Source organism: Stutzerimonas kunmingensis (genome assembly GCF_002929225.1).
Classification (GTDB): Bacteria; Pseudomonadota; Gammaproteobacteria; order Pseudomonadales; family Pseudomonadaceae; genus Stutzerimonas.
In genome coordinates, this window is the sequence record NZ_PISM01000014.1 from 332,674 (window position 1) to 359,158 (window position 26,485).

At 60.0% G+C, this 26,485-nt stretch carries 21 protein-coding genes and 3 tRNA genes; 17 read left to right on the forward strand and 7 right to left on the reverse strand.

Annotation, left to right across the window (positions count from 1 at the left end; translation table 11 throughout):
- Positions 1–53 precede the first annotated feature (53 nt).
- The 3 genes from prpC (at position 54) to prpF (ending at position 5,164) form a co-directional block, all read left to right on the forward strand.
- Positions 54–1,181 (forward strand): bifunctional 2-methylcitrate synthase/citrate synthase, encoded by a 1,128-nt coding sequence (gene prpC / locus CW305_RS08175; protein ID WP_023444338.1) that lies wholly within the window; start codon positions 54–56, stop codon positions 1,179–1,181.
- Between the two features lie 75 nt (positions 1,182–1,256).
- Positions 1,257–3,860 (forward strand): Fe/S-dependent 2-methylisocitrate dehydratase AcnD, encoded by a 2,604-nt coding sequence (acnD, locus tag CW305_RS08180; protein ID WP_104097609.1) that lies wholly within the window; start codon positions 1,257–1,259, stop codon positions 3,858–3,860.
- Between the two features lie 116 nt (positions 3,861–3,976).
- Positions 3,977–5,164, forward strand: a complete 1,188-nt coding sequence (gene prpF, locus CW305_RS08185; RefSeq protein ID WP_104097610.1) for a 2-methylaconitate cis-trans isomerase PrpF — start codon at positions 3,977–3,979, stop codon at positions 5,162–5,164.
- A 92-nt stretch (positions 5,165–5,256) separates the two neighbouring features.
- Here the strand turns inward: prpF and ppsR are convergent, their stop codons facing one another.
- A complete protein-coding gene (ppsR, locus tag CW305_RS08190) occupies positions 5,257–6,075 on the reverse strand; it encodes a posphoenolpyruvate synthetase regulatory kinase/phosphorylase PpsR (RefSeq protein ID WP_014820314.1) in 819 nt (272 codons plus the stop codon).
- A 154-nt stretch (positions 6,076–6,229) separates the two neighbouring features.
- Here ppsR and ppsA point away from each other — a divergent pair, with 154 nt between their 5' ends.
- From ppsA to CW305_RS08230, 7 genes are all read left to right on the forward strand, one after another.
- Positions 6,230–8,599 (forward strand): phosphoenolpyruvate synthase, encoded by a 2,370-nt coding sequence (gene ppsA, locus CW305_RS08200; protein WP_014820313.1) that lies wholly within the window; start codon positions 6,230–6,232, stop codon positions 8,597–8,599.
- Positions 8,600–8,764: 165 nt separating this feature from the next.
- Positions 8,765–9,253 (forward strand): ribonuclease E activity regulator RraA, encoded by a 489-nt coding sequence (gene rraA / locus CW305_RS08205; RefSeq protein ID WP_104097611.1) that lies wholly within the window; start codon positions 8,765–8,767, stop codon positions 9,251–9,253.
- Between the two features lie 82 nt (positions 9,254–9,335).
- Positions 9,336–10,331 (forward strand): zinc transporter ZntB, encoded by a 996-nt coding sequence (locus CW305_RS08210; RefSeq protein ID WP_104097612.1) that lies wholly within the window; start codon positions 9,336–9,338, stop codon positions 10,329–10,331.
- A 56-nt stretch (positions 10,332–10,387) separates the two neighbouring features.
- Positions 10,388–10,630, forward strand: coding sequence for a hypothetical protein (locus CW305_RS08215; RefSeq protein ID WP_014820310.1), 243 nt, complete (start codon positions 10,388–10,390; stop codon positions 10,628–10,630).
- Between the two features lie 2 nt (positions 10,631–10,632).
- Positions 10,633–11,457, forward strand: a complete 825-nt coding sequence (locus tag CW305_RS08220; protein ID WP_046619381.1) for a mechanosensitive ion channel family protein — start codon at positions 10,633–10,635, stop codon at positions 11,455–11,457.
- 83 nt (positions 11,458–11,540) lie between these two features.
- Positions 11,541–12,131, forward strand: coding sequence for an RNA polymerase sigma factor SigX (sigX, locus tag CW305_RS08225; protein WP_014820308.1), 591 nt, complete (start codon positions 11,541–11,543; stop codon positions 12,129–12,131).
- A 99-nt stretch (positions 12,132–12,230) separates the two neighbouring features.
- Positions 12,231–13,223: an OmpA family protein gene (locus CW305_RS08230; RefSeq protein ID WP_104097613.1), complete on the forward strand. Its 993-nt coding sequence runs from the start codon at positions 12,231–12,233 to the stop codon at positions 13,221–13,223.
- A gap of 271 nt (positions 13,224–13,494) precedes the next feature.
- Here CW305_RS08230 and acnB read toward each other — a convergent pair whose 3' ends face one another.
- Positions 13,495–16,104, reverse strand: coding sequence for a bifunctional aconitate hydratase 2/2-methylisocitrate dehydratase (acnB, locus tag CW305_RS08235; protein WP_014820306.1), 2,610 nt, complete (start codon positions 16,102–16,104; stop codon positions 13,495–13,497).
- 408 nt (positions 16,105–16,512) lie between these two features.
- On the opposite strand from acnB, the gene CW305_RS08240 reads away from it, so the two are divergent.
- Positions 16,513–16,989, forward strand: coding sequence for a DUF1289 domain-containing protein (locus tag CW305_RS08240; protein ID WP_031297307.1), 477 nt, complete (start codon positions 16,513–16,515; stop codon positions 16,987–16,989).
- A 41-nt stretch (positions 16,990–17,030) separates the two neighbouring features.
- Here the strand turns inward: CW305_RS08240 and CW305_RS08245 are convergent, their stop codons facing one another.
- On the reverse strand, positions 17,031–17,891 hold the full coding sequence (locus CW305_RS08245) for a universal stress protein (protein WP_041014010.1): 861 nt from the start codon (positions 17,889–17,891) through the stop codon (positions 17,031–17,033).
- Between the two features lie 178 nt (positions 17,892–18,069).
- Between CW305_RS08245 and CW305_RS08250 the strand changes: the two genes are divergently transcribed.
- Positions 18,070–18,675, forward strand: a complete 606-nt coding sequence (locus CW305_RS08250) for a MiaE family protein (RefSeq protein ID WP_014820303.1) — start codon at positions 18,070–18,072, stop codon at positions 18,673–18,675.
- Here the strand turns inward: CW305_RS08250 and lpxH are convergent.
- Together lpxH and CW305_RS08260 are read right to left on the reverse strand one after the other, a co-directional pair.
- Entirely contained in the window at positions 18,672–19,394 is a 723-nt protein-coding gene (gene lpxH / locus CW305_RS08255) for a UDP-2,3-diacylglucosamine diphosphatase (protein ID WP_104097614.1), read from the reverse strand. The genes CW305_RS08250 and lpxH overlap by 4 nt on opposite strands.
- 6 nt (positions 19,395–19,400) lie before the next feature.
- Entirely contained in the window at positions 19,401–19,895 is a 495-nt protein-coding gene (locus CW305_RS08260) for a peptidylprolyl isomerase (RefSeq protein ID WP_003300175.1), read from the reverse strand.
- Positions 19,896–20,097: 202 nt separating this feature from the next.
- Between CW305_RS08260 and CW305_RS08265 the strand changes: the two genes are divergently transcribed.
- Together CW305_RS08265 and cysS are read left to right on the forward strand one after the other, a co-directional pair.
- A complete protein-coding gene (locus CW305_RS08265) occupies positions 20,098–21,765 on the forward strand; it encodes a glutamine--tRNA ligase/YqeY domain fusion protein (protein WP_044314751.1) in 1,668 nt (555 codons plus the stop codon).
- The gene (gene cysS / locus CW305_RS08270; protein WP_104097857.1) at positions 21,765–23,150 is read left to right on the forward strand and encodes a cysteine--tRNA ligase; all 1,386 of its coding nucleotides are present in this window, start codon (positions 21,765–21,767) and stop codon (positions 23,148–23,150) included. The genes CW305_RS08265 and cysS overlap by 1 nt, the downstream gene beginning before the upstream one ends.
- Positions 23,151–23,210: 60 nt before the next feature.
- On the opposite strand, the gene folD is transcribed toward cysS, so the two are convergent.
- Positions 23,211–24,065 (reverse strand): bifunctional methylenetetrahydrofolate dehydrogenase/methenyltetrahydrofolate cyclohydrolase FolD, encoded by an 855-nt coding sequence (gene folD / locus CW305_RS08275; RefSeq protein ID WP_014820299.1) that lies wholly within the window; start codon positions 24,063–24,065, stop codon positions 23,211–23,213.
- A 274-nt stretch (positions 24,066–24,339) separates the two neighbouring features.
- Between folD and CW305_RS08280 the strand changes: the two genes are divergently transcribed.
- The 3 genes from CW305_RS08280 (at position 24,340) to CW305_RS08290 (ending at position 24,661) form a co-directional block, all read left to right on the forward strand.
- Positions 24,340–24,416, forward strand: a tRNA-Arg gene (locus tag CW305_RS08280).
- Positions 24,417–24,448: 32 nt separating this feature from the next.
- A tRNA-His gene (locus tag CW305_RS08285) sits at positions 24,449–24,524 on the forward strand.
- A 52-nt stretch (positions 24,525–24,576) separates the two neighbouring features.
- Positions 24,577–24,661, forward strand: a tRNA-Leu gene (locus CW305_RS08290).
- A gap of 162 nt (positions 24,662–24,823) precedes the next feature.
- On the opposite strand, the gene CW305_RS08295 is transcribed toward CW305_RS08290, so the two are convergent.
- Positions 24,824–26,251 carry a hypothetical protein gene (locus CW305_RS08295; protein ID WP_104097615.1) on the reverse strand — a complete coding sequence of 476 codons (1,428 nt, stop codon included), beginning with the start codon at positions 26,249–26,251 and terminating at the stop codon, positions 24,824–24,826.
- Positions 26,252–26,485: the final 234 nt, after the last annotated feature.

Genomic DNA, 26,485 nt, shown 5'->3' on the forward strand with positions numbered 1-26,485 from the left:
CATTTTTTAACGTGATTTGCAGTATCCAGAACAAATCCAAGAAGGAGATAGCAATGGCTGAAGCAAAAGTTTTGAGCGGCGCGGGCCTGCGCGGACAGATCGCCGGACAGACCGCCTTGTGTACCGTGGGCAAGACCGGTGCCGGGTTGACCTATCGTGGTTACGACGTGCGCGACCTGGCGGCCGAGTGCGATTTCGAGGAAGTGGCCTACCTGCTGTTCTATGGTGAGCTGCCGAACACCCAGCAACTGGCCGATTACAAGAATCGCCTGAAGACCATGCGTGACCTGCCGCAGGCACTGAAGGAAGTGCTGGAACGCATCCCGGCGAGCGCGCACCCGATGGATGTCATGCGTACCGGTTCGTCCGTACTTGGCACGCTGGAGCCGGAGCTCAGCTTCGACCAGCAGCGCGACGTTGCCGAGCGGCTGATGGCCGCTTTCCCGGCGATCATGTGCTACTGGTATCGCTTCACCCACGACGGTGTTCGCATCAACTGCACCAGTGATGAAGAGACCCTGGGCGGCCATTTCCTCGCGCTGCTGCACGACAAGAAGCCGAGCGACCTGCACGTCAAGGTGATGAACGTCTCGCTGATCCTCTACGCCGAGCACGAGTTCAACGCCTCGACCTTTACCGCCCGTGTCTGTGCTTCGACGCTCTCCGACCTCTATTCCTGCGTGACCGGTGCCATCGGTTCGCTGCGCGGTCCGCTGCATGGCGGCGCCAACGAAGCGGCGATGGACATGATCGAGCAGTGGAAGAGTCCGGAAGAAGCCCGCGAAGCGATCCTCGGCATGCTTGAGCGCAAGGACAAGATCATGGGCTTCGGCCACGCGATCTACAGCGTTTCCGACCCGCGCAACGAGGTGATCAAGGTCTGGGCCGAAAAGCTCGCGGATGAAGTGGGCGACACCGTGCTCTACCCGGTCTCGGTCGCCGTTGACGAAACCATGTGGGAGCAAAAGAAGCTCTTCCCGAACGCCGACTTCTACCATGCGTCCGCCTATCACTTCATGGGCATCCCGACCAAGCTGTTCACGCCGATCTTCGTCTGCTCGCGCGTCACCGGCTGGGCGTCCCATGTGTTCGAACAACGCAGCAACAACCGGATCATTCGGCCGAGCGCCGAGTACATCGGTCCGGAGCAGCGCAAGGTTGTCCCGATCGCCCAGCGTTGATCGGAGCGAGGGAGCTCGTCGTCGGGCTCCCGGCACCTTGCCCCACAGAACATTACTGAATTGAGTTCTTCCGGCATGAATACAGAACACCGCAAACCTTTGCCAGGTACTGGGCTTGACTACTTCGACACCCGTGAGGCGATCGAAGCCATTCAGTCGGGTGCCTACGACAAGCTGCCCTATACCTCCCGCGTCCTGGCCGAACAGCTGGTGCGTCGCTGTGAGCCCGAAGCGCTGACCGATTCGCTGAAGCAGATCATCGAGCGCAAGCGCGACCTCGATTTTCCGTGGTATCCGGCTCGTGTAGTCTGCCATGACATCCTTGGCCAGACCGCGCTGGTCGATCTCGCCGGCCTGCGCGATGCGATTGCGGAGCAGGGCGGCGACCCGGCGAAGGTCAACCCGGTGGTGCCGACCCAGCTGATCGTCGACCACTCGCTGGCGGTTGAATTTGCAGGCTTCGACCCGGATGCGTTCGAGAAGAACCGTGCCGTCGAGGAGCGCCGCAACGAGGACCGCTTCCACTTCATCGAGTGGACCAAGACCGCGTTCAAGAACGTCGACGTGATCCCGGCCGGCAACGGCATCATGCACCAGATCAATCTGGAGAAGATGTCGCCGGTGATTCAGGCCCGTGGCGGCGTTGCCTTTCCGGACACCTGCGTGGGTACCGACTCGCACACCCCGCACGTCGATGCGCTGGGTGTGATCGCCATCGGCGTTGGCGGCCTGGAGGCCGAAACCGTGATGCTCGGTCTGCCTTCAATGATGCGCCTGCCCGACATCGTCGGTGTGCGCCTGACCGGCAAGCGTCAGCCTGGCATCACCGCCACCGATATCGTGCTGGCGCTGACCGAGTTCCTGCGCAAGGAACGTGTGGTCGGAGCTTGGGTCGAGTTCTTCGGCGAAGGCGCCGACAGCCTGACCATCGGCGATCGCGCGACCATCTCCAACATGTGTCCAGAATACGGCGCCACCGCTTCGATGTTCTACATCGACCAGCAGACCATCGATTACCTCAAACTGACCGGTCGCGAGCCGGAGCAGGTCGCGCTGGTCGAGCAGTACGCCAAGGAAACGGGCCTGTGGGCGACGGCTCTGGAAGGCGCAGAATACGAACGCGTGCTCGAATTCGACCTGTCCAGCGTGGTGCGCAACATGGCGGGCCCGTCCAACCCGCACAAGCGTCTGCCGACCTCCGCGCTGCACGAGCGTGGCATCGCCGACGAAGACAAGCTGGCTGCAGCGCGCGCCGAAGAGGCCGAAGGTCTGCTGCCCGATGGTGCGGTGATCATTGCCGCTATCACCAGCTGCACCAACACCTCCAACCCGCGCAACGTGGTGGCCGCCGGCCTACTGGCGAAAAAGGCCAACGAGTTGGGCCTGGTGCGCAAGCCTTGGGTGAAGACGTCCTTCGCGCCGGGTTCCAAGGTCGCCAAGCTGTACCTGGAAGAAGCTGGGCTGCTCAGCGAGCTGGAAAAACTCGGTTTCGGCATCGTCGCCTACGCCTGCACCACCTGTAACGGCATGTCCGGTGCGCTGGACCCGGTGATCCAGCAGGAAATCATCGAGCGCGACCTGTACGCCACTGCAGTTCTCTCCGGTAACCGCAACTTCGATGGCCGTATCCACCCGTATGCCAAGCAGGCCTTCCTTGCCTCGCCGCCGCTGGTGGTCGCGTACGCCATCGCCGGTACCGTGCGTTTCGATATCGAGCAGGACGTGCTGGGCACCGACAAGAACGGCAATCCGATCACCCTGAAAGACCTCTGGCCGTCCGACGAGGAGATCGACGCCATTGTCGCGTCCTCGGTGAAGCCCGAGCAGTTCAAGCAGATCTACATCCCGATGTTCGATCTGGGCACCATCGAGGAAGCCAAGAGCCCGCTATACGACTGGCGTCCGATGTCCACCTACATCCGTCGTCCGCCGTACTGGGAAGGCGCGTTGGCTGGCGAGCGCACACTGAAAGGCATGCGTCCGCTGGCGATCCTGCCGGACAACATCACCACCGATCACCTGTCGCCATCCAACGCCATACTGTTGGATTCGGCGGCCGGTGAATACCTGGCGAAGATGGGGCTGCCGGAGGAGGACTTCAATTCCTACGCAACCCACCGCGGCGACCATCTGACCGCGCAGCGGGCGACGTTCGCCAACCCGCAGCTGGTCAACGAGATGGCGGTGGTCGACGGCAAGGTGCAGAAGGGTTCGCTGGCGCGCGTCGAGCCGGAAGGCAAGGTGATGCGCATGTGGGAAGCCATCGAAACCTACATGACTCGCAAGCAGAACCTGATCATCGTGGCCGGTGCCGACTACGGCCAGGGCAGCTCGCGTGACTGGGCGGCCAAGGGCGTGCGCCTGGCGGGTGTCGAGGTGATCGTCGCCGAAGGCTTCGAGCGTATCCACCGTACCAACCTGGTGGGCATGGGCGTGCTGCCGGTCGAGTTCAAACCGGGTACTACGCGCCTGACCCTTGGCCTCGATGGCACCGAAACCTTCGATATCGAAGGCGAGCTGTCGCCGCGCTGCGACCTGACGCTGGTCATTCATCACAAGAGCGGTGAAGAAACCCGCGTTCCGGTCACCTGCCGCCTCGATACGGCGGCGGAAGTCAGCGTCTACCAGGCCGGCGGCGTGCTGCAACGTTTCGCCAAGGACTTCCTCGGGCAGGCGTGACCGGCCATCCTCGTAGGGTGGATGGCGCTTTTCCATCCACCGCACCAGCCCGCGCGGTGGATCGGTCAAGCGTGATCCACCCTACAACCCAATCATCTTCCAGCCAGGACTCACTCATGGCTCATCAAACCCAGATCAGAATTCCCGCGACCTACATGCGTGGCGGCACCAGCAAGGGCGTGTTCTTCCGCTTGCAGGACCTGCCGGAAAGCTGCCAGATGCCGGGCCCTGCGCGCGACAAGCTGTTCTTGCGCGTGATCGGTAGTCCCGACCCTTATTCGGCGCACATCGACGGCATGGGCGGCGCCACGTCCAGCACCAGCAAATGCGTCATCCTGTCCAAGAGCACTCGACCTGATCATGACGTCGAGTATCTCTATGGTCAGGTGTCGATCGACAAGCCCTTCGTCGACTGGAGCGGCAACTGCGGCAACCTTTCAACCGGCGCCGGCGCGTTCGCGCTGCATGCCGGCCTGGTGGATGCCGAGCGTATTCCGCAGAACGGCACCTGTGTGGTGCGGATCTGGCAGGCCAACATCGGCAAGACCATCATCGCCCACGTGCCGGTGGCCAACGGCCAGGTGCAGGAGACCGGCGATTTCGAGCTGGACGGCGTGACCTTTCCGGCTGCCGAGATCGTGCTGGAATTCCTCGATCCGTCCGACGACGGCGAGGAGGGCGGTTCGATGTTTCCCACCGGCAATCTGATCGATGAGCTGGAGGTCCCGGGCATCGGTACGCTCAAGGCGACCATGATCAGCGCCGGCATTCCCACTGTGTTCGTCAATGCCGAGGACATCGGCTACCAGGGCACAGAACTGCGTGAGGACATCAATGGCGATCCGGATGCTCTGGCTCGTCTGGAGTCGATTCGTGTGGCCGGTGCTCTGCGAATGGGCTTGATCAAGACCGCGGAGGAGGCGCTGACCCGTCAGCACACGCCGAAGGTTGCCTTCGTTTCCCAGCCGAAAAGCTATCGGGCGTCTTCCGGCAAGAACATCGATGCAGGTGAGGTCGATCTGCTCGTGCGGGCGTTGTCCATGGGCAAGCTGCACCACGCCATGATGGGCACCTGTGCGGTGGCCATCGGTACGGCGGCGGCGGTGCCTGGCACGCTGGTGAATCTCGCGGCAGGTGGTGGCGAGCGTCAGGCCGTGCGCTTCGGGCATCCGTCCGGCACGCTGCGGGTCGGTGCCGAGGCGAAGCAGGTAGACGGTCAGTGGACGGTTACCAAAGCGATCATGAGCCGCAGCGCGCGCGTGCTGATGGAAGGCTGGGTACGTGTGCCAGGTGACACTTTCTGATGCGCTTCAACTGCCGGAAATCGAATTCTTCCGGCTGAAAAACGCAAAAAGTCCGCACCAAGCGGACTTTTTGTTGTCTAGCGAAGCGGCACTTATTTGAGTCGACGCTCGACGCCTTTCTCCACGAGGATCTTTGCAGAGATTTCCTCGACGGAGAAATGGGTCGAGTTGATGTAGTTGATGTTCTCGCGGCGGAACAGGCTTTCCACCTCGCGGACTTCGAATTCGCACTGAGCGAAGCTGGCATAACGACTGTTGGGTTTGCGTTCGTGGCGAATGGCGGCCAGGCGATCCGGGTCGATGGTCAAGCCGAACAGTTTGTCCTTGTACTCTTTGAGGGCGCTCGGCAACTGCAGGCGCTCCATGTCGTCCTCGGTCAAGGGGTAGTTGGCAGCGCGGATGCCGTACTGCATCGCCATATACAGGCAGGTCGGTGTTTTGCCGCAGCGGGAAACGCCGACGAGGATGAGGTCTGCCTTGTCGTAGTAGCGAGTGCGGGCGCCGTCATCGTTATCGAGGGCGAAGTTAACCGCCTCGATACGCTCCATGTAATTGGCGTTGTGGCTGATGGAGTGGGATTTACCAACGGAGTAGGAGGAACGTGACATCAGCTCATGTTCCAACGGCGCAAGAAAGGAAGAGAAGATGTCGATCATGAAGCCATTGGATTCGGCCAGAATGTCACGGATTTCCTGGTTCACCAGGGTGTCGAAGATGATCGGCCGGCCACCGTCCTTTTCCGCGGCATTATTGATTTGCTGTACCATGGCCCGCGCTTTTTCGGCGGTGTCTATGTATGGGCGGGTCAGCTTCGTGAAAGTAATGTTCTCGAACTGTGCCAGAAGACTCTGGCCCAGGGTTTCCGCGGTGATGCCAGTGCCGTCAGAAATGAAGAAAGCAGTTCGTTTCATGTGCCTTGGGCCTTAAGTCGAGAACGGTTCCCAGCTATAGTAGGCCCTTCGCCGAGCCCGGTTGGCGGGCATTGTTACTTATTTTGCAGGGTCGGGCCACAGTCGTGCGGCCAGGCTCCGGTTGAGTTTCCAACACTAATGTGGAGAGATCACCTTGGTAGAGTACGTAGTTTCCCTCGATAAGCTCGGCAATCATGACGTTGAGCGTGTAGGGGGCAAGAACGCCTCCCTCGGCGAGATGATCAGCAACCTCGCAGGCGCGGGTGTTTCGGTGCCTGGCGGTTTCGCCACTACGGCCCAGGCCTATCGTGATTTCATGGAGCTCAGCGGTCTCAACGAGCAGATCCATGCGCTTCTCGATGCGCTGGACGTGGATGACGTCAATGCCCTCGCCAAAGCCGGCGCGCAGATTCGCGGCTGGGTGATGGAAGCTGAATTCCCGCCTCAACTGGATGCCGACATCCGCACCGCATTCGCGGAAATGTCCGGCGGCAATGACAACATGGCGGTCGCGGTACGCTCCTCGGCCACCGCCGAAGACCTGCCGGACGCCTCCTTCGCGGGCCAGCAGGAAACCTTCCTCAACATCCGCGGCGTGGACAACGTGATCCGCGCAACCAAGGAAGTGTTCGCTTCCCTGTTCAATGACCGTGCCATCGCCTACCGCGTGCACCAGGGCTTCGATCACAAGCTGGTTGCCCTGTCCGCCGGCGTGCAGCGCATGGTGCGTTCGGAAACCGGCACTGCAGGTGTCATGTTCACTTTGGACACCGAATCCGGCTTCCGCGGTGTGGTGTTCATCACCGGCGCCTACGGCCTGGGTGAGACTGTCGTTCAGGGCGCGGTCAATCCGGACGAATTCTATGTCCACAAGCACACGCTGGAAGCCGGTCGCCCGGCAATCCTGCGCCGCAACCTGGGCAGCAAGGCAATCAAGATGGTGTACGGCGCCGAAGCCAGCGCCGGCAAGTCGGTCAAGACGGTCGACGTCGACCAGGCCGATCGCATGCGCTTCTGTCTGACCGACGAAGAAGTAACCAACCTCGCCAAGCAGGCCATGACCATCGAGAAGCACTACGGGCGTCCGATGGACATCGAGTGGGCCAAAGATGGCGACGACAACCAGTTGTATATCGTCCAGGCACGTCCGGAAACCGTTAAGAGCCGCAGCAGCGCCAATGTCATGGAGCGCTACCTGCTGAAGGAAAAAGGCACCGTGCTGGTCGAAGGTCGTGCCATCGGTCAGCGAATCGGCGCCGGCCCGGTCAAGGTCATCCACGACGTCAGCGAAATGGACAAGGTGCAGCCGGGCGACGTGCTGGTTTCCGACATGACCGACCCGGATTGGGAACCGGTGATGAAGCGCGCCAGCGCCATCGTCACCAACCGTGGCGGGCGCACCTGCCACGCGGCGATCATCGCCCGCGAGCTGGGGATTCCGGCGGTCGTGGGTTGCGGTAATGCCACCGAGTTGCTGAAGGACGGTCAGCGCGTGACCGTTTCCTGCGCCGAAGGCGACACCGGTCTGATCTTCGATGGCGAGCTGGGCTTCGACATTCGTCAGAACTCCATCGACGCCATGCCGGAACTGCCGTTCAAAATCATGATGAACGTCGGCAACCCTGACCGTGCCTTCGACTTCGCGCATCTGCCGAACGAGGGCGTCGGCCTGGCCCGCCTCGAGTTCATCATCAACCGCATGATCGGCGTGCACCCCAAGGCGCTGCTGAACTTCGACGGTCTGCCTGCAGATGTGAAGAGCAGCGTGGAGAAGCGCATCGCCGGCTACGACGATCCCGTCAACTTCTACGTCGAAAAGCTGGTCGAGGGCGTAAGCACCCTGGCCGCCGCGTTCTGGCCGAAGAAGGTCATCGTGCGCCTGTCGGACTTCAAGTCGAACGAGTACGCCAATCTCATCGGCGGCAAGCTGTACGAGCCGGAAGAAGAGAACCCGATGCTCGGCTTCCGCGGTGCGTCCCGCTATATCAGCGATTCGTTCCGTGACTGCTTCGAGCTCGAATGCCGCGCGATGAAGAAAGTCCGCGACGTGATGGGCCTGACCAATGTCGAGCTGATGGTGCCTTTCGTCCGCACTCTGGGCGAAGCGTCGCAGGTCATCGATCTGCTGGCGAAGTACGGCCTCAAGCGCGGCGAGAATGGCCTGCGCGTCATCATGATGTGCGAGCTGCCGTCCAATGCGCTGCTGGCAGATGAGTTCCTGGAGTTCTTCGATGGCTTCTCCATCGGCTCGAACGACATGACCCAGCTGACCCTCGGCCTGGACCGCGACTCCGGCATCATCGCCCACCTGTTCGATGAGCGTAATCCGGCGGTGAAAAAGCTGTTGGCCAACGCCATCCAGGCATGCAACAAGGCCGGCAAGTACATCGGTATCTGTGGTCAGGGTCCTTCGGATCACCCGGATCTGGCCAAGTGGCTGATGGAGCAGGGCATCGAGAGCGTCTCCCTGAATCCGGACTCGGTGCTCGATACCTGGTTCTTCCTGGCCGATCGCGAGATCTGACGGTTGAGTCGGTAACAAAAACGGGGCGTCAGCCCCGTTTTTGTTGGCGCTGATAATCGTCATTCCAGCGATTTCGTTCCGCCTAGAGCGTCCAGCGGCTAATATGCGCGCCTATATGGCTGTACGCTGGATGTCGCCGTAATTTCCAAGCAGAAGGAGTTTCCCATGCAATACGTCACGCCTGATCTGTGCGATGCCTATCCGGACCTGGTGCAGGTCGTCGAGCCGCTGTTCAGCAACTTCGGTGGTCGCGATTCCTTCGGTGGCGAGATCGTGACCATCAAGTGTTTCGAGGACAATTCGCTGGTCAAGGACCAGGTCGACGTCGACGGTACGGGCAAGGTGCTGGTGGTCGACGGCGGCGGCTCGCTCCGTCGTGCGCTGCTGGGTGACATGCTTGCCGAGAAAGCCGCACGCAATGGTTGGGAAGGTCTGGTTGTCTACGGTTGCGTTCGTGACGTCGATGTTCTCGCGCAAACCGAGCTTGGCGTTCAGGCCCTGGCTAGTCATCCCATGAAGACTGACAAGCGCGGCATCGGCGATCTCAACGTTCCGGTGACGTTTTGCGGTGTGACGTTCCGTCCCGGTGATTACGTATACGCCGATAACAACGGCATCATCGTGTCGCCTGAGCCGCTTTCCATGCCGGAGTAAAGCCGGCTCTAACGGCTGTGCGTGCCATCATTCCTGAGCCCGGCGATGCCGGGCTTTTCATGACCAGCGACGGAACGGATAGATGCGGGAAACCGAAAGCGAACAGCGCGGGCTGATCCACGCCTTTGTTCTCGATGGCAGCGGCGGGGCTCGCCAGATCGGCTATAGCGACCTGCCTGAGCTGCAGCTTGCGGCCAATGAGAGCATCTGGCTGCACTGGGATCGTGGCCAGCCCCAGGCGCAGGATTGGCTGCGCAGGCAAAGCGGGCTCAGTGGGTTCGCTTGCGATGTGCTGCTTGAGGAGAACACGCGCCCGCGCGTCTTGGCGCTGCCGCAGGAAGGGCTCTTGCTGTTCTTGCGGGGGGTGAATCTGAACCCCGATGCCGAGCCAGAAGACATGGTTTCCGTGCGCGTATTCGCCGATCAAAAGCGGGTCATTTCGCTTCGCCTTCGGCCGCTGCGCTCCACCGAAGTAGTGATTCGATTGCTGTTGGAAGGTAGGGGGCCGAAATCGACCTCTGAACTGCTGCTCTATCTGGCAGAGGCGATGACCGAGCGAGTCGATGATCTGGTCACTCAGCTGGCCGAGCGCATTGACGCCGTGGAAGAGCGGCTCGAGGGAGATGAGCAATACACCCTGGAACATGCTTCGATGCTTTCCTTGCGCCGGCAGGCCGCGAGCCTGCGGCGCTTCCTGCTGCCGCAGCGCGAGCTCTACGGCCAGATGACGCGTAATCAACCGAGCTGGTTTGCCGAGGATGACACGGAATACTGGAACGAGCTGAGTAACCGGCTCATCCGTTATCTGGAAGAACTTGAGATGGTCCGCGAGCGCGTGAATCTGGTGTTGGAGTCAGAGCATCGCAGGCTGAGCGAGCGGATGAACCGCACCATGTACTTGCTGGCTATAATTACCGGCTTTTTTCTGCCGCTCAGCTTCCTGACTGGGCTGCTGGGGATCAATGTGGGTGGTATTCCCGGGGCCGAGTTTTCCTACGGGTTCGTCGTTGCCTGCCTGCTCATCGGCGGCGTTGCGCTGTTGCAATGGTGGATACTGCGCCGCCTGCGTTGGGTGTGAATGTGACTCCCACCTAACCGTAAGCCGTCTAGATCACATACTTTAGCGAGGTTTGCATGCGCGATCCCTTCGAAGAATCCCTGCGCGATCTGCTCAACAAGCCCTCGGTTCATGATGACGACGCTTGTCTGGGCCGTGTGTTGAAAACGGCCAACCGGCAGGTTGGCGCCGGTGACCTGTTTGCACTGATCGGTCACTGGCTGCAGGCCTTGATGATCGCAGTCAACAGCGGCTCAGGTCATGTCGCTCCGGTTTCTCGCCGAGAAACACCTAACTGCTCGTTCGATAAGGCTGATTGATTATGGAATTCGATCCCTGGACCCAGAGTCTGTTGTCGGCGATGAGCTCCCTTTGGGCTTCCGTCGCCGCGTTCATTCCCCGATTGTTCGGCGCATTGGTCGTCGTCCTGCTTGGTTTCGTCGTCGCAAAGCTCCTCGACACCCTGCTTTCCAAAGTGCTTGCCAAGGTGGGCCTGGACCGGCTGATGGCGGGTACCGGTCTGACCAAGCTGCTGGGGCGGGCGGGGATCCGCATTCCGGTTTCCGCGCTGATCGGCAAGGTCGTGTACTGGTTTGTGCTGCTCATTTTTCTGGTTTCAGCTGCTGAATCGCTGGGGCTTGAGCGGGTGTCGGCAACGCTGGATATGCTGGCCCTCTACGTACCTAAAGTCTTTGGCGCGGCACTGATTCTGCTCGCAGGCGTGCTCTTGGCGCAGTTGCTCAGCGGCCTGGTGCGTGGCGCTGCCGAGAGTGTCGGGCTGGACTATGCCAACGGCCTGGCGCGGATGGCGCAGGGGCTCGTGATCATCATCAGCATCTCCGTTGCGATCGGACAGCTCGAGGTCAAGACCGAACTCCTCAACTATGTCATCGCCATCGTGCTGATCACCGTCGGCTTGGCAGTTGCGCTTGCGTTTGGACTCGGCAGTCGCGAGCTGGTATCGCAGATACTGGCTGGCATCTATGTGCGTGAGCTTTACGAGGTAGGGCAGCGCGTGCGCCTGGCGGATATCGAAGGACAGATCGAGGAAATCGGAACGGTCAAGACATTGCTACTGACCGACGACGGCGAACTGACCTCTGTCGCTAACAGAGTACTGCTCGAACAACGCGTCGGCAGCCGTTAGCCTTGCGATTCTGGTAAAGTACGTCGCCTTTTTTCCGGTTTCCTTAATGGTGGCCGTGCCCCCGACTGCCGGCTCGAAGCGTCTTGACTAAAACCCCATCGTCCATATCGCGCTACGACCCTCGCCAGCTCACCGACGAAGAGCTGGTGCAGCATGCTCATGTCGAACTATTTCATATAACGCGTGCATATGAAGAGCTTATGCGGCGATATCAGCGCACACTGTTCAATGTATGTGCGCGTTACTTGGGGAACGAGCGGGACGCCGACGATGTATGTCAGGAAGTTATGCTCAAGGTTTTATATGGGCTGAAAAACTTCGAGGGCAAATCGAAATTCAAGACGTGGCTATATAGCATCACTTATAACGAATGCATTACTCAATATCGTAAGGAGCGCCGCAAGCGGCGTTTGCTTGACGCACTCAGCCTCGACCCGCTTGAAGAGGCATCCGACGAGAAGGCGCCGAGAATCGAGGAGAAGACTGGGCTCGACCGGTGGCTTGTGCATGTGAATCCGATCGATCGAGAGATACTGGTGTTGCGTTTTGTTGCTGAACTTGAGTTTCAAGAAATCGCAGACATCATGCATATGGGTTTGAGTGCAACGAAGATGCGATACAAGCGTGCGCTCGATAAGCTGCGGGAAAAATTTTCCGATACTACTGAAACTTAATCCTGGAAACTTGTCTTATACCTTGCGAACAGCTTGGGCATACAGACAGCCGGTTTCCTTAGATTGTTCTGATTCTAACCACCAGATGGGGATTTACGGATGAAACTTAAAAACACCTTAGGCGTCGTTATCGGTTCGATGGTTGCCGCCACTTCTTTCAGCGCGCTGGCCCAAGGACAGGGCGCCGTAGAGGTGGAAGCGTTCGGTAAGCACTATTTCACCGATAGCTCGCGTGACGTGCAGCGTGACGGCGAGCTTTATGGCGCTGGCGCCAGCTACTTCCTTACCGACGACGTTTCCCTGGGTCTGTCCTACGGCGAATACCATGACCTGACCTCCAAGGATCCGGTCGGCGCCGATGGCAGCCACAAGAACATCAAGGGCAGCCTTACTTCTCTGGATGCTGCCTACCACTTCGGCGCGCCAGGCGTAGGCCTGCGTCCGTACGTCTCCGCTGGTGTGGCTCATCAGAGCATCGGCCAGGCGACTCGTGGCGGTCGTGACAGCAGCACCTTCGCTAATGTTGGTACCGGTCTCAAGTACTACTTCACCGAGAACTTCTTTGCCAAGGCCAGCGTCGACGGCATGTACAACATCGATGCAGACGAAGCTGAGTGGATGGCTGGTGTTGGTGTCGGTCTGAACTTCGGTGGTGGTGCTCGCGAGGTTGCAGCAGTCGAGCCGACTCCAGAGCCGGCTCCGGCTCCAATTGTCGACAACGAACCAGAGCCTGCTCCTGAGCTGGTCCGTGTCGAACTGGACGTCAAGTTCGATTTTGACAAGTCGCGCGTTCGTGAAGAAAGCTACAGCGACATCAAGAACCTTGCTGACTTCATGCAGCAGTACCCGCAGACCAACACCACTGTTGAAGGTCACACTGACTCCGTTGGTACTGACCAGTACAACCAGCGTCTGTCCGAGCGCCGTGCCGAAGCAGTGCGCAACGTTCTGGTCAACGAATACGGTGTTGAGGGTGGCCGCGTGAACTCCGCAGGTTACGGTGAGTCCCGTCCGGTTGCCGACAACGCCACTGAGGAAGGTCGTCAGATCAACCGTCGCGTTGAAGCAGAAGTGGAAGCTCAGGTTCAGTAATCTGAGTTAGCTACGCCTAGAAAAGCCCGGCTAGTCCGGGCTTTTCTTTGTCTGTGGGAAAAGACTATCTCTAGTGGCAATCCCTTTTTCCCGATGGCGTTTTTTCTGCGGCTGTGCTGCGCGGTGATGGCAGGTGTGGCCGGTGCGCATTGCTGTAGCAGCGTGCGTGTGCAGGCTTTGGTCGCCGCTCTGATTGGCGAAGGGGGCAGCGGCGATGGAGGCAATAAAAAACCCCGCCGAGGCGGGGTTTTTTTATTGCCTTACGGCGTCATCAGACTTCGACGACCTTGATCTTGGCCTTCTCCGCAGCGTCACGGAATTCGGCGATCTGGTCGAAAGACAGGTAGCGATAGATATCGGCAGCCATGCTGTCGATGTTCTTCGCGTATTCCATGTACTCCTCGACGGTCGGTAGCTTGCCGGTGATGGACGCTACTGCCGCCAGCTCTGCCGAAGCCAGGTAGACGTTAGTGGCGTCACCCAGACGATTCGGGAAGTTACGAGTGGAGGTAGAAACCACAGTGGAACCGGTTTGCACGCGAGCCTGGTTACCCATGCACAGCGAGCAGCCCGGCATTTCCATGCGCGCGCCAGCCTTGCCGTAGATGCCGTAATAGCCTTCCTCGGTCAGCTGATGAGCGTCCATCTTGGTCGGCGGAGCCAGCCACAGACGGGTCGGAATGCCACCCTTGACCTTGTCGAGCAGCTTGCCGGCAGCGCGGAAGTGGCCGATGTTGGTCATGCAGGAGCCGATGAAGACTTCGTCGATCTTCTCGCCAGCAACGGTGGACAGCAGGCGGGCATCGTCCGGGTCGTTCGGCGCGCAGAGCACGGGCTCTTTCACTTCGGCCAGGTCGATTTCGATCACTGCAGCGTATTCGGCGTCCTTATCTGCTTCCAGCAGCTTCGGATCGGCGACCCACGCTTCCATCGCTTGAGCGCGGCGCTCCAGGGTACGGGCATCACCGTAACCTTCGCTGATCATCCAGCGCAGCATGGTGATGTTGGACTTCAGGTACTCAGCGATCGAGTCTTCCGGCAGCTTGATGGTGCAGCCGGCAGCCGAACGCTCGGCGGAGGCGTCGGACAGCTCGAATGCCTGCTCCACGGTCAGCTGGTTGAGACCTTCGATCTCAAGAATGCGACCGGAGAAGATGTTCTTCTTGCCCTTCTTCTCGACAGTCAGCAGACCCTGCTGGATGGCGTAGTAGGGGATGGCATGAACCAGGTCACGTAGGGTGATGCCGGGCTGCATCTGACCCTTGAAGCGCACCAGTACGGATTCCGGCATGTCCAGCGGCATGACGCCAGTGGCGGCGGCGAAGGCGACCAGGCCGGAACCGGCCGGGAAGGAGATGCCGATCGGGAAGCGGGTGTGCGAGTCACCACCTGTACCAACGGTATCCGGCAGCAGCATGCGGTTCAGCCAGCTGTGGATGATGCCGTCGCCCGGACGCAGGGACACGCCGCTGCGGTTCATGATGAAGTCCGGCAGGGTGTGGTGGGTGTTGACGTCGATCGGCTTTGGATAGGCAGCGGTGTGGCAGAACGACTGCATGACCAGATCGGCGGAGAAGCCCAGGCAAGCCAGGTCCTTCAGCTCGTCGCGAGTCATCGGGCCAGTGGTGTCCTGCGAGCCGACGGTGGTCATCTTCGGTTCGCAGTAGGTGCCCGGACGAACGCCCTTGCCTTCCGGCAAGCCGCAGGCGCGACCGACCATCTTCTGCGCGAGGGTGAAACCTTTGCCACTGTCAGTCGGCGCTTCCGGCTTCTTGAACAGGGTGGACGGTGCCAGACCCAGCTCGGCGCGGGCCTTCTCGGTCAGGCCGCGGCCGATGATCAGCGGAATACGACCGCCAGCACGGACTTCGTCCAGCAGGACGTCGGTCTTCAGTTCGAAAGTGGTGACGACTTCATCGGTGCCGTGCTTGCAAACCTTGCCAGCGTATGGATAGACGTCGATCACGTCGCCCATGGCCAGGTTGCTGCAGTCGAATTCGATCGGCAGGGCACCGGCATCTTCCATGGTGTTGTAGAAGATCGGGGCGATCTTTGTGCCGAAGCAGAAGCCACCGGCGCGCTTGTTCGGCACGTTCGGGATGTCGTCACCGAAGAACCACAGCACGGAGTTGGTGGCCGACTTGCGCGAGGAGCCGGTACCGACCACGTCGCCGACATAAGCAACTGGGAAGCCCTTGGCTTTCAGTTCTTCCATCTGCTTGATTGGGCCGACCGAGCCCGGTACGTCCGGGTTGATGCCTTCACGGGCCATTTTCAGCATGGCCAGCGCGTGCAGCGGGATGTCAGGGCGCGACCAGGCGTCTGGAGCAGGCGACAGGTCGTCGGTGTTGGTTTCGCCAGTGACCTTGAATACGGACAGGGAAACTTTTTCGGCAACTGCCGGGCGGTTGGTGAACCACTCGCCTTCGGCCCAGGACTGCATCACAGCCTTGGCGTGCTCGTTACCGGCCTTGGCTTTTTCGGCCACGTCGTGGAAAGCGTCGAACATCAGCAGGGTGTGCTTCAGTTGCTCGGCGGCAACAGCGGCCAGTTCGGCGTTATCCAGCAGCTCGACCAGAGTGGCGATGTTGTAGCCGCCCTGCATGGTGCCCAGCAGTTCGACAGCGCGCTGCTTGCTCAGCAATGGCGAGGAGGTTTCACCTTTGGCCAGGGCGGACAGGAAGCCGGCCTTGACGTAGGCGGCTTCGTCGACGCCAGCGGGGACGCGGTTGGTGATCAGGTCAACGAGGAATTCTTCTTCGCCGGCTGGCGGATTCTTCAGCAGCTCAACCAGACCTGCGGTTTGCTCGGCGTTCAGCGGCTGGGGCACGACGCCCTGGGCGGCACGCTCTTCTACGTGTTTGCGATAGGCTTCAAGCACAGTTTTTACCCTCATCATTGGTCCCTTGGGTGTTTCGGGACGCGCATCCGGAAGCTGTTTTCAAAGTTTTACGCCGGGCGGGCGAGGCCGGATGGGCAGGGTGAAGATAAATCTGCGCATCCGGCACGCAGCCGGTTCAACTGTGCTCGTGACGCTTTGAAAACAGCTTCGTATGGAATGTGGCGCCAAAAACGGCGGGCCGATACTACTGGAAATGGCCCCAAAAGTTAAGTCGAGCGCCAGCGGCGGCCGCCGCCAAGGCTTCGTTAGCTTGCGTGAAAAGATTTCGCTCGGGCTCGCGGGGCCTGGGCTTGTGGCGGCGCAAGAGGGGTCCACGCTTTAAACAAGCGATGACCCTGGTAGGACAAAAGTCTAAGATGCTCGGCCCGCCATCAACCTGCTTCGGTCATGTCCTCACAGCGCATCAAAACCCCTTGCATTGGTCTGTGCTCGACGGTGTACGGCGATATCGTCTGCCGTGGGTGCAAGCGATTCCATCATGAGGTGGTTAACTGGAACGCCTACGGCGAAGAGGAAAAGCGGGCGGTATGGCGGCGTCTGGAAATCCTCCTGGCGCAGGTCATGACGGCCAAGCTCGAAGTGTTCGATGCTCAGCTGTTGCGCCAGCAGCTGGAGGCTCGGCAGATCCGCTTTGTAGTGGAGCAGTCTCCCTACTGCTGGGCCTATCAGTTGATCGCGCGCGGTGCGCGGCTGATTCAGCAGCTCGAAGCCTATGGCGTTGCTTTGCTACCCGAATTCCGTGATCGACCGCTGCCTGAACTGCGCGACGCGATCGATCAGGAGTTCTTCCTGCTTTCCGAGGCTCATTACGAGCGCTACATCGCGCCACGCTTTCTAGCGGAAGGTATCGACTTCAGGGTCTGATGAAGCCCGCGGGCCAGCGCTTTCGCTCGGAGCGGTCTGACTCAGTGGCGAACCAGGTCTTCGAGGTGATCGATGATGTCGTTGGGCTTGAGTACCAGGACATCGCTTTCCAGCGTGTCGAGCACCACCTCGGCAGTGTTACCCATCAGCGCGCCGGAGAATCCGGTCCTCGCCACCGTGCCGATCACTGTGACGACGGCCTTGAGCTGGTGGCAAACGCGCGGAATCAGCGCATCGGCAGGGCCTTCCTCGACATGTAGCTGAGCGTCAGGAATCTGAAACTCTTCCTGGAACTGCTTGCAGGCATCTCTATACCGAGCTTCGATGGTTTCCTTGAGTTGGAACGCCGGGTCGGCGGCGGAAAGCATCGCTGAAGGATGCGCACTGATGACGTGCAGCTTGCCGTCGGCGAGGCTGGCGATCTCGTAGCCGTGATTGATGATGGTCGCGTGCAGCGTGCGGTGTTCCAGATCGGCGTTGCCGACGTCCACCGCGGCGAGAATGTTTCCACCTGTCCATGGCTTGTCAGTTTTCACCATCAGCACCGGGCTGGGGCAATAACGCAGCAGCTTCCAGTCCTCGGGAGTGAGCAGGGCGCGCTTGAGGGGGTTGTCCGGCACGTGCTGCTTGACGACCAACCCGCAACCTTCGGCCTGCTGCACGTTGATGATGGTCTGATGGATGCTCTCGTGCCACGCCTGCTGGGTGGACACCTGATGGCCCTCGCTAGCCAGCTGTTCGCTCAGTGCGGTCAGGTGGGCACCGTGGTCGTGTTTGGTATCGCACACCAGCAGGTGCAGGCGGGACTGGCTGACACTTGCGATCAGTCGCGCACGTTTGAGTGCCAGCTCTTGCGGCTGGTTCGGGTCAATTACCACGAGGATGCAGCGAATGGCTTGCATGATCGGCTCCATTTCCAGATTCAGGTTGGTCAACTATAGACAAGCCTGCGATGCCGGCCGTGATGTATATCAAGCAAGGCTGGCTGCTCCGCGCGGCATTCGCAATAATGCCCGTCCGGTGTCCGGCGGTGCCATTTAACTGTCGGCTTATTAAGTTCCTGAATATGCAAGGCTAGACATGCTTCCTGATCTCAACGAATTCCTCGGTTGTGCCACACCCGCCGCATGGGTGGATGCAGCGTTGCAGAATCAGGATGTGATGCTCATCGATCATGGAAACTGCGAGAAGAAGGCGGCAGGTGCGGCGTTCCAGTTGATGTTTCGCTACGTTGACAAACCGGACCTGCAGAACAAGATGTCGCGCCTCGCCCGTGAGGAGCTGCGTCATTTCGAGCAGGTACTGGCAATCGTTCGCCGACGTGAGATCCAGCTGCGGAACGTTGGGTCGTCACGCTATGCAGCCGGCCTGCGTGAACTCGTACGCAATCATGAGCCGTACCGGCTGACTGATACGCTGGTGATCGGTGCCTTTATCGAGGCACGCTCCTGTGAGCGTTTCGCCATGTTGGTGCCGCATCTGGATGAGGAGCTGGGCAAGTTCTATCACGGGCTGCTCAAGTCGGAAGCGCGGCACTTTCAGGACTATCTCAAGCTGGCGTACCAATATGGCGATGCGGCCGATGTCGATGCGGCGATCATTCGGGTACGTGAACGCGAGCGCGAACTCATCGAAAGCCCGGACGCCGAGTTTCGCTTCCACAGCGGCGTGCCGCTGGCGGCTTAGTTCAGATCGAACGGGGCCTGTTGAAAGCCGCTCTCGTCGACCTGTAACGCCCAGCCTTGCTGGTCCCAGTCGCCGAGCACGATGCGCCGTGCCGGGCGGCCGTCGACTTCCAGTTCGTGTGTCGCGGGGCGATGGGTGTGGCCATGGATCAGGGTCCGCACGCCATGCTCGGCGAGTACTCGAGGGATCAGCTCCGGGGTGACATCGATGATGTCCGAAGCCTTCATGCGCGTCTGGACGCGACTTTCATTGCGCAGCTTGCGCGCGAGTTTTCGGCGAGTGGACAACGGCAGATGACGCAAGATGAACAGGCTGAGCGGATTGCGCAGCAAACGCCGTAGCCGCATGTAGCCTTCGTCGCGGGTGCACAGGCTGTCGCCATGCATCAGCAGGACGCGCTCACCGCCGAGCTCGACCACACTCGGGTCGCCCAGCAGCGTACAGCGCGCCGCGCGGCAGAAGCCCTTGCCCAGCATGAAGTCACGGTTGCCGTGCATCAGGTAAATGCGCGTACCGCGTTCGCTCAGGGCGCGTAACGCGTCGGCGATCGATTGCTGGAAGGGTGTCATGGCATCGTCGCCGATCCAGACCTCAAAAAAGTCGCCGAGTATGTACAGCGCTTCGGCCTGGCACGCGCGAGTGGCGAGAAAATGCAGGAACGCCCGGGTAATGTCCGGGCGTTCCATTTCCAGGTGCAGATCGGAGATCAGCAGGATCACTCGCGATTACTCGACGATTTCCGCTTTCTCGATCACCACGTCTTCCACTGGAACGTCTTGGTGACCGGATTTCATGGTGGTCGCCACGGCCTTGATCTTCTCGACCACGTCCATGCCTTCGGTCACCTCGCCGAACACGGCGTAACCCCAGCCCTGAACGGTTGGCGCGCTGTGGTCGAGGAAGTCATTGTCCTTCACGTTGATGAAGAATTGCGCGGAGGCAGAGTGCGGCTCCATGGTGCGGGCCATGGCCAGGGTGCCGGTCTTGTTCGACAGGCCGTTGTTGGCCTCGTTCTTGATAGGGGCGCGAGTCGGCTTCTGCTTCATGCCAGACTCGAAACCGCCGCCCTGGATCATGAAGTTGCTGATCACACGGTGGAAGATGGTGCCGTCGTAGTGACCGCTCTTCACGTATTCCTTGAAGTTGGCAGTGGTTTCCGGTGCCTTGTCTTCGAACAGGTTGACGGTGATGACGCCGTAGTTGGTGTGCAGTTTGATCATCGGGGAGAGATTCCGTTTTCGTGGGGCTGGCCAAGTGCGGGACAGGCCGCTGCAAGGGTCGTCGTACCGAATGCCGTCAGGCGCTGATGGCAGTGCCGCCTTGGGCGCATTGCTCTGTCAGGGGGTTGACGGGTCCGCTATGATAAGCGCTTTGATTTGGTCGGCCTACCCTGAGCCGCACTCGCTGATCGTTAAGGACATCATGAGCAAGCCCGAGACTCCCGCCGCTAGCAACTTTCTCCGTCCGATCGTCCAGGCCGACCTGGACTCCGGCAAGCACGCCAAGATCGTCACCCGCTTCCCGCCTGAGCCCAATGGCTATCTGCATATCGGCCACGCCAAATCGATCTGCCTGAATTTCGGCCTGGCGAAGGAGTTCGGTGGCGAGTGCAACCTGCGCTTCGATGACACCAACCCGGCCAAGGAAGACCAGGAGTACATCGACGCCATCAAGAGTGATGTCGAATGGCTGGGCTTTCAGTGGGCGGGCGAGGAGCGCTATGCCTCCAACTATTTCGATCAGCTGCACGAGTGGGCCATCCATCTGATCAAGGCGGGCAAGGCCTATGTATGTGATCTGACGCCTGAACAAGCGCGTGAGTATCGCGGCAGCCTGACCGAGCCCGGCAAGAACAGTCCGTTCCGCGAGCGGTCGGTGGAGGAAAACCTCGATCTCTTTGCGCGCATGAAAGCCGGTGAATTCCCGGATGGCGCCCGTGCGCTGCGGGCGAAGATCGACATGGCTTCGCCCAACATGAACCTGCGCGACCCGATCCTCTATCGCATTCGCCATGCGCACCATCACCAGACCGGCGACAAGTGGTGCATCTACCCCAGCTACGATTTCACCCATGGTCAGTCGGATGCCATCGAGGGCATCACGCATTCGATCTGTACATTGGAATTCGAGGATCACCGGCCGCTGTACGAGTGGTTCCTGGCCAACTTGCCGGTGCCGGCGCAGCCGCGTCAGTACGAATTCGCCCGCCTCAACCTGAACTACACCATCACCAGCAAGCGCAAGCTCAAGCAGCTGGTCGATGAGAAGCACGTGAACGGCTGGGACGATCCGAGGATGTCGACGCTTTCTGGCTTTCGTCGTCGCGGTTACACCCCGGCGTCGATCCGCAATTTCTGCGACATGATCGGTGTGAATCGCGCCGGTGGCGTCGTCGACATCGGCATGCTGGAGTTCGCCATCCGCGAAGATCTTGATGCCAATGCAGCCCGTGCGATGTGCGTGCTCAAGCCGCTCAAGGTGGTGATTACCAACTACCCGGAAGGCCAGGTCGAGAACCTCGAGCTACCGCGCCATCCCAAGCAGGATATGGGCGTGCGGGTGCTGCCATTCAGCCGGGAACTCTACATCGACGCCGGCGACTTCGAGGAAGTCCCTCCGGCTGGGTTCAAACGCTTGATTCCGGGCGGCGAAGTGCGCCTGCGCGGCAGCTACGTCATCCGTGCCGATGAAGCCGTGAAGGATGATCAGGGCAATATCGTCGAGCTGCGCTGTTCCTATGACGAGAACACCCTCGGCAAGAATCCGGAGGGGCGCAAGGTCAAGGGTGTCATCCACTGGGTGCCGGCCGCCGAGAGCGTCGAGTGCGAGGTGCGTCTGTACGATCGCCTGTTCCGGTCGGCCAATCCGGAAAAGGACGAGGAGGGCGGAAGCTTCCTCGACAACATCAATCTTGAGTCGCTGGTTGTGCTCAAGGGGTGCCGTGCCGAGCCGTCGCTGGCCAGTGCCGAACCTGAAGAGCGGTTCCAGTTTGAGCGCGAAGGCTATTTCTGCGCCGACATGAAGGACAGCAAGCCGGGCGCTCCCGTGTTCAACCGCACCGTCACGCTGCGTGACTCCTGGGGTCAATGATGGCGCTGTCGATCTACAACACGCTGACCAAGACCAAGGAAGCGTTCCGCCCGCTGGAAGGCAACAAGGTGCGCATGTACGTCTGTGGCATGACGGTCTATGACTTCTGCCACATCGGTCATGCACGGGTGATGGTCGCGTTCGACGTGGTCACCCGTTGGCTGCGCCACCGCGGCTACGACGTGACCTACGTGCGTAACATCACCGACATCGACGACAAGATCATCCGCCGTGCCAGCGAGAACGGCGAGCCGTTCCAGGCGCTGGTCGAGAGAATGATCGCCGCCATGCACGAGGACGAGACCCGCCTCAACGTACTGCGTCCGGATATCGAGCCACGTGCGACTGACCATATCGCCGGCATGCACACGATGATCCAGACGCTCATCGACAAGGGCTTCGCCTATGCGCCGGGCAATGGTGATGTCTATTACCGGGTCGGCAAGTTCGTCGGTTACGGCAAGCTGTCGCGGCGCAAGATCGAGGACCTGAAGATCGGCGCGCGCATCGAGGTCGATGAGGCCAAGGAAGATCCACTGGATTTCGTGCTGTGGAAGGGCGCCAAGCCAGGTGAACCGAGCTGGGATTCGCCCTGGGGTGCCGGTCGTCCGGGCTGGCATATCGAATGCTCGGTGATGTCGACCTGCTGCCTAGGCGAGACCTTCGACATTCATGGAGGTGGTCCGGACCTGGTGTTTCCGCACCATGAGAACGAGATTGCCCAAAGTGAAGCAGCCACTGGCAAGCAGTACGCCAATGCCTGGATGCACGCCGGCGCGGTGCGTGTCGATGGCGAGAAGATGTCCAAGAGTCTGGGCAACTTCTTCACCATTCGGGAAGTGCTGGAAAAGTACCATCCTGAGGTGGTGCGCTATCTGCTGGTTTCCAGCCACTATCGCAGCCCAATCAACTACTCCGAAGACAGCCTGCGCGAGGCCAAGGGCGCCCTGGAACGCTTCTACAACGGCCTCAAGGGCCTGCCTGAGGCGACGCCGGGCGGCGGCGACGAGTTCGTCGCGCGCTTCGGCGTGGCGATGGACGACGACTTCAATTCGCCGGAAGCCTGCGCGGTGCTGTTCGAGATGATCCGTGAGGTGAACCGTCTGCGTGAGTCTGATCTGGCCGCAGCTGCGGCGCTGGCTGCGCGCCTCAAGGAATTGGCTGGTGTATTGGGCGTGCTGCAGCTTGAGCCTGAAGCCTTCCTGCAGGCTGGTGCGGCGGGCAAGGTCGATGCCACCGAGGTCGAGGCGTTGATCGCTGCGCGCCTCACGGCTCGAGCTGAAAAGAACTGGGCCGAATCCGATCGTATCCGTGAACAGCTCACCGCGATGGGGGTGGTGCTGGAGGATGGCAAAGGCGGAACGACATGGCGTCTTGCTGAATAAAAGGGACGGCGTAATCAAAAACGGCACCGAAAGGTGCCGTTCTTGTTTCACTCGCAGTAGTTATCGATGCAGATGTTCGGCGGCGTGCAGTGTATTTTCCAGTAGGCAGGCTCGGGTCATCGGACCTACTCCACCCGGAACCGGAGTGATCCAGGCGGCGCGTTCGCTGGCTGGTCCGAATTCAACGTCGCCCAGCAGGCGCCCGTCAGCCTGGCGGTTGATGCCCACATCGATGACGATCGCCCCAGGCTTGATCCACTCTCCCTTTACCAGGCCGGTGATACCGGTCGCTACCACGACCAGATCAGCTCGGCGAACGTGCTCTTCGAGGTTGCGGGTGAAGCGATGGGTAACGGTGGTGGTACAGCCAGCCAAGAGCAGTTCCAGCGCCATTGGGCGACCGACAATGTTGGATGCGCCCACGACGACCGCATCCAGACCGTGCAGATCGACACCGGTGCTCTCCAGCAGCGTGATGATCCCCTTTGGCGTGCAGGGGCGTAGCAGCGGCATGCGTTGCGCGAGACGACCGACGTTATAGGGATGGAAGCCGTCCACATCCTTGTCCGGACGGATGCGCTCGAGCAATTGCGAGGCATCGAGGTGCTTTGGCAGCGGCAGTTGCACAAGGATGCCGTCGATGGAGGTGTCGTCGTTGAGCTGATCGATCAGCGCAAGAAGATCTTCCTGGCGAGTATCGCTCGGCAGGTCATGGGCCACGGAATTGAAGCCCACCTCCTCGCAATCCTTGCGCTTGTGCGCCACGTAAACCTGGGAGGCTGGGTCGCTGCCCACCAGAATTACGGCGAGGCCGGGAGCGCGAAGCCCTTGGGCGCGGCGTTCGGCAACACGACCGGAGATCTGTTGGCGAATGTTGGCAGCAATCGTTTTACCGTCGATCAGTTTTGCGGTCATGACGCTTGGTTAACCATTGGAGAGGACTTGGAAAGGGCGCGTATTCTCGCATGTCGCAGCGATGTGGCAAAGGCGAAGCAGCTACCGGCACCTGTAACTCCTTTATCTAACTGAAATTTTTTTGAATTTGCTGTTGACGAGTGTTTGGAGCCTCTATAACATTCGCCCCGCTTGTCGAGCACAGCCTGCTGCTGGGTAAGATGGCTTTCGAAGAGGGGTTACTTCTTCAATAGCCGGAGCTTCAAGTCTGCGCTCCGAACAGAATGCAGATAAAGCGCCCGTAGCTCAGCTGGATAGAGCATCCGCCTTCTAAGCGGATGGTCGCAGGTTCGAGTCCTGCCGGGTGCGCCATTTCGGGCTCTGGCACAAGCAAATGCAATATGGTGGGCGTAGCTCAGTTGGTAGAGCACAGGATTGTGGCTCCTGGTGTCGAGGGTTCGATCCCCTTCGTCCACCCCATATTCCAGAAAGCGCCAGGCATTGCCTGGCGTTTTCGTTTAAGCCCTGCTTGGCGGACGTGGTGAAATTGGTAGACACACCAGATTTAGGTTCTGGCGCCGCAAGGTGTGAGAGTTCGAGTCTCTCCGTCCGCACCATCTCATGATTTCGAAGCTTTGCAAGAAGAATCGAAAATCTCTAAAAGCCCCGTAACAGGGGCTTTTTTGTGTCTGCTGTTGTAACACGTGAGGCTACGCACGATGCCTTGCAGCGCAGACGGCGGAGGTTCATGTGTTCACCAGCAGAGGTTATGGTACTGATCATCCTCGCCGCCACAGGCGACTCAATCGATGCCATGCGGGGCGTTGTAGCTCAGGTGGTTCAGGCCAGTGGGCCTTCTTGCTTTCGCATTGCGCGATGCCGTTGGTACCGAGCCTCAGGCGCCAGCGCTGGGCCGATGGAAAATGCTCACCGGGATTGGTATGCAACAGCAGCAGGTTGTAGTCGTGCTGCTTCTCGATGGGGTGGGCTTGAACTGAACCTTTGCTGCCATCGCTGGCGGAATCATCTTCGTCGGCCGGGACAAACAATTTGTTGTGGCTCGCCTGGATCATCGCGCAAAGCTGTTCGCAATCCAGTGTGAGCCGCTCCCGAATCTCGTCGTGCTCCAATGCTGCGTTGTCCAGACTCAGCAGCACGCGATAGCAGATGATCTGCCGCTCCTCGTTGGTGGCCCATTTGCCGGAGTGTTCCCGAACCAGGGGCGGTAGATCGGCCAGCTTGCGATAGTCAAGCCAGACCCGTTGCTGCGCGAGCAACTTGCGGGTGTAGGGCATGAACAGGCGAATCTTCCAGCGCGGCTTGCCTTTGCGTAGTCTGCGGGTGATGGCGGTGATCATGTCGTCGCGCAGCAGATCACGGACGGCGTAGACCAGCGCTATCACAAGCAGAAGAGTGAGCGAGAGTTTCTCGCTAGCGTCGCGCGCATTGAACAGGAAGTAGGTGAAGAGCGACATGATCAGCATCGTCGACGCCGCCTTGACCAGCTTGTGAGTGCCGGCGCCCAACTGCGTAACCTTCGAACGCAGCAGTACTGGGTACTCCAGCAGCCGGTGATATAGAGCCATGCGGTTCCATATGCGTGTCGGGGTGCCGTGGAAGTCGCTCAGGTACTCGCGCTCCTTACGGTATCTGTGTTCCTGGTGCAGGAACTCCGCCACTGATTGCTTGAGTTCCTCGTCGAGGGCCGCGTAGCCCTCGAGGGTCATGCTTTCCAGCAAGAATTGCTCGGCATGCCACGAGAAATAGATGTCCATCTGGCGGAAGTAGCGCTGTTGGTTGCTCTGCTTCGGACTGGACTTGCGCAGGCGTTGCGCGAAGTTCTGGCTGAGCCGCAGGGCGCGCGCTACGGGCTCTGCCACAGCTTCGGACGTGAGCATCTGCTGGCGCAACCGCTCCATTGAAGCCTGGTACTGGAAGAACCAGGAGCCGTACATGATTTCGTAGTGCGGTGAGAGCAGCACGAAGGATTGGTCAGCCTTGCTGATGCGGTCCTTCGATGGCATGCCAAGCAGCCCGAAACTGTGCGTCAGGGTGGTAAAGAAAAACTGCTCTTCCGACAGGGTCCAGGCCGACAGGTTGCTCTCGTGCGGGGTGAACAGATACAGCTCGATCTTGTGCCGTCCAGGCTGCTTCAGCGTGCGGGTCAGCTGCAGGCGGAAATCACCTTTGCGCTTGAGCGAAAACACGGAACCCCCAAATGACAGTAAAACGCGGCCAGCTTACCAAGCTTTGCTAGCAGGTACGCGAGGCTGGCTTCTGCCTGAGCACGGCTCTGTCGGGAAGCCTTGCGCATAGCCCTTTTGCCTGTCCCAGGCTATGCAACAACGCGAGGATAACTGCTCGCCGCATTCGCAAGTTTGCTAGTCACCACAGCGCGCTCGCTGCGCTCCGGGCAACACGCTTGTCTGCCGCGGCTCACA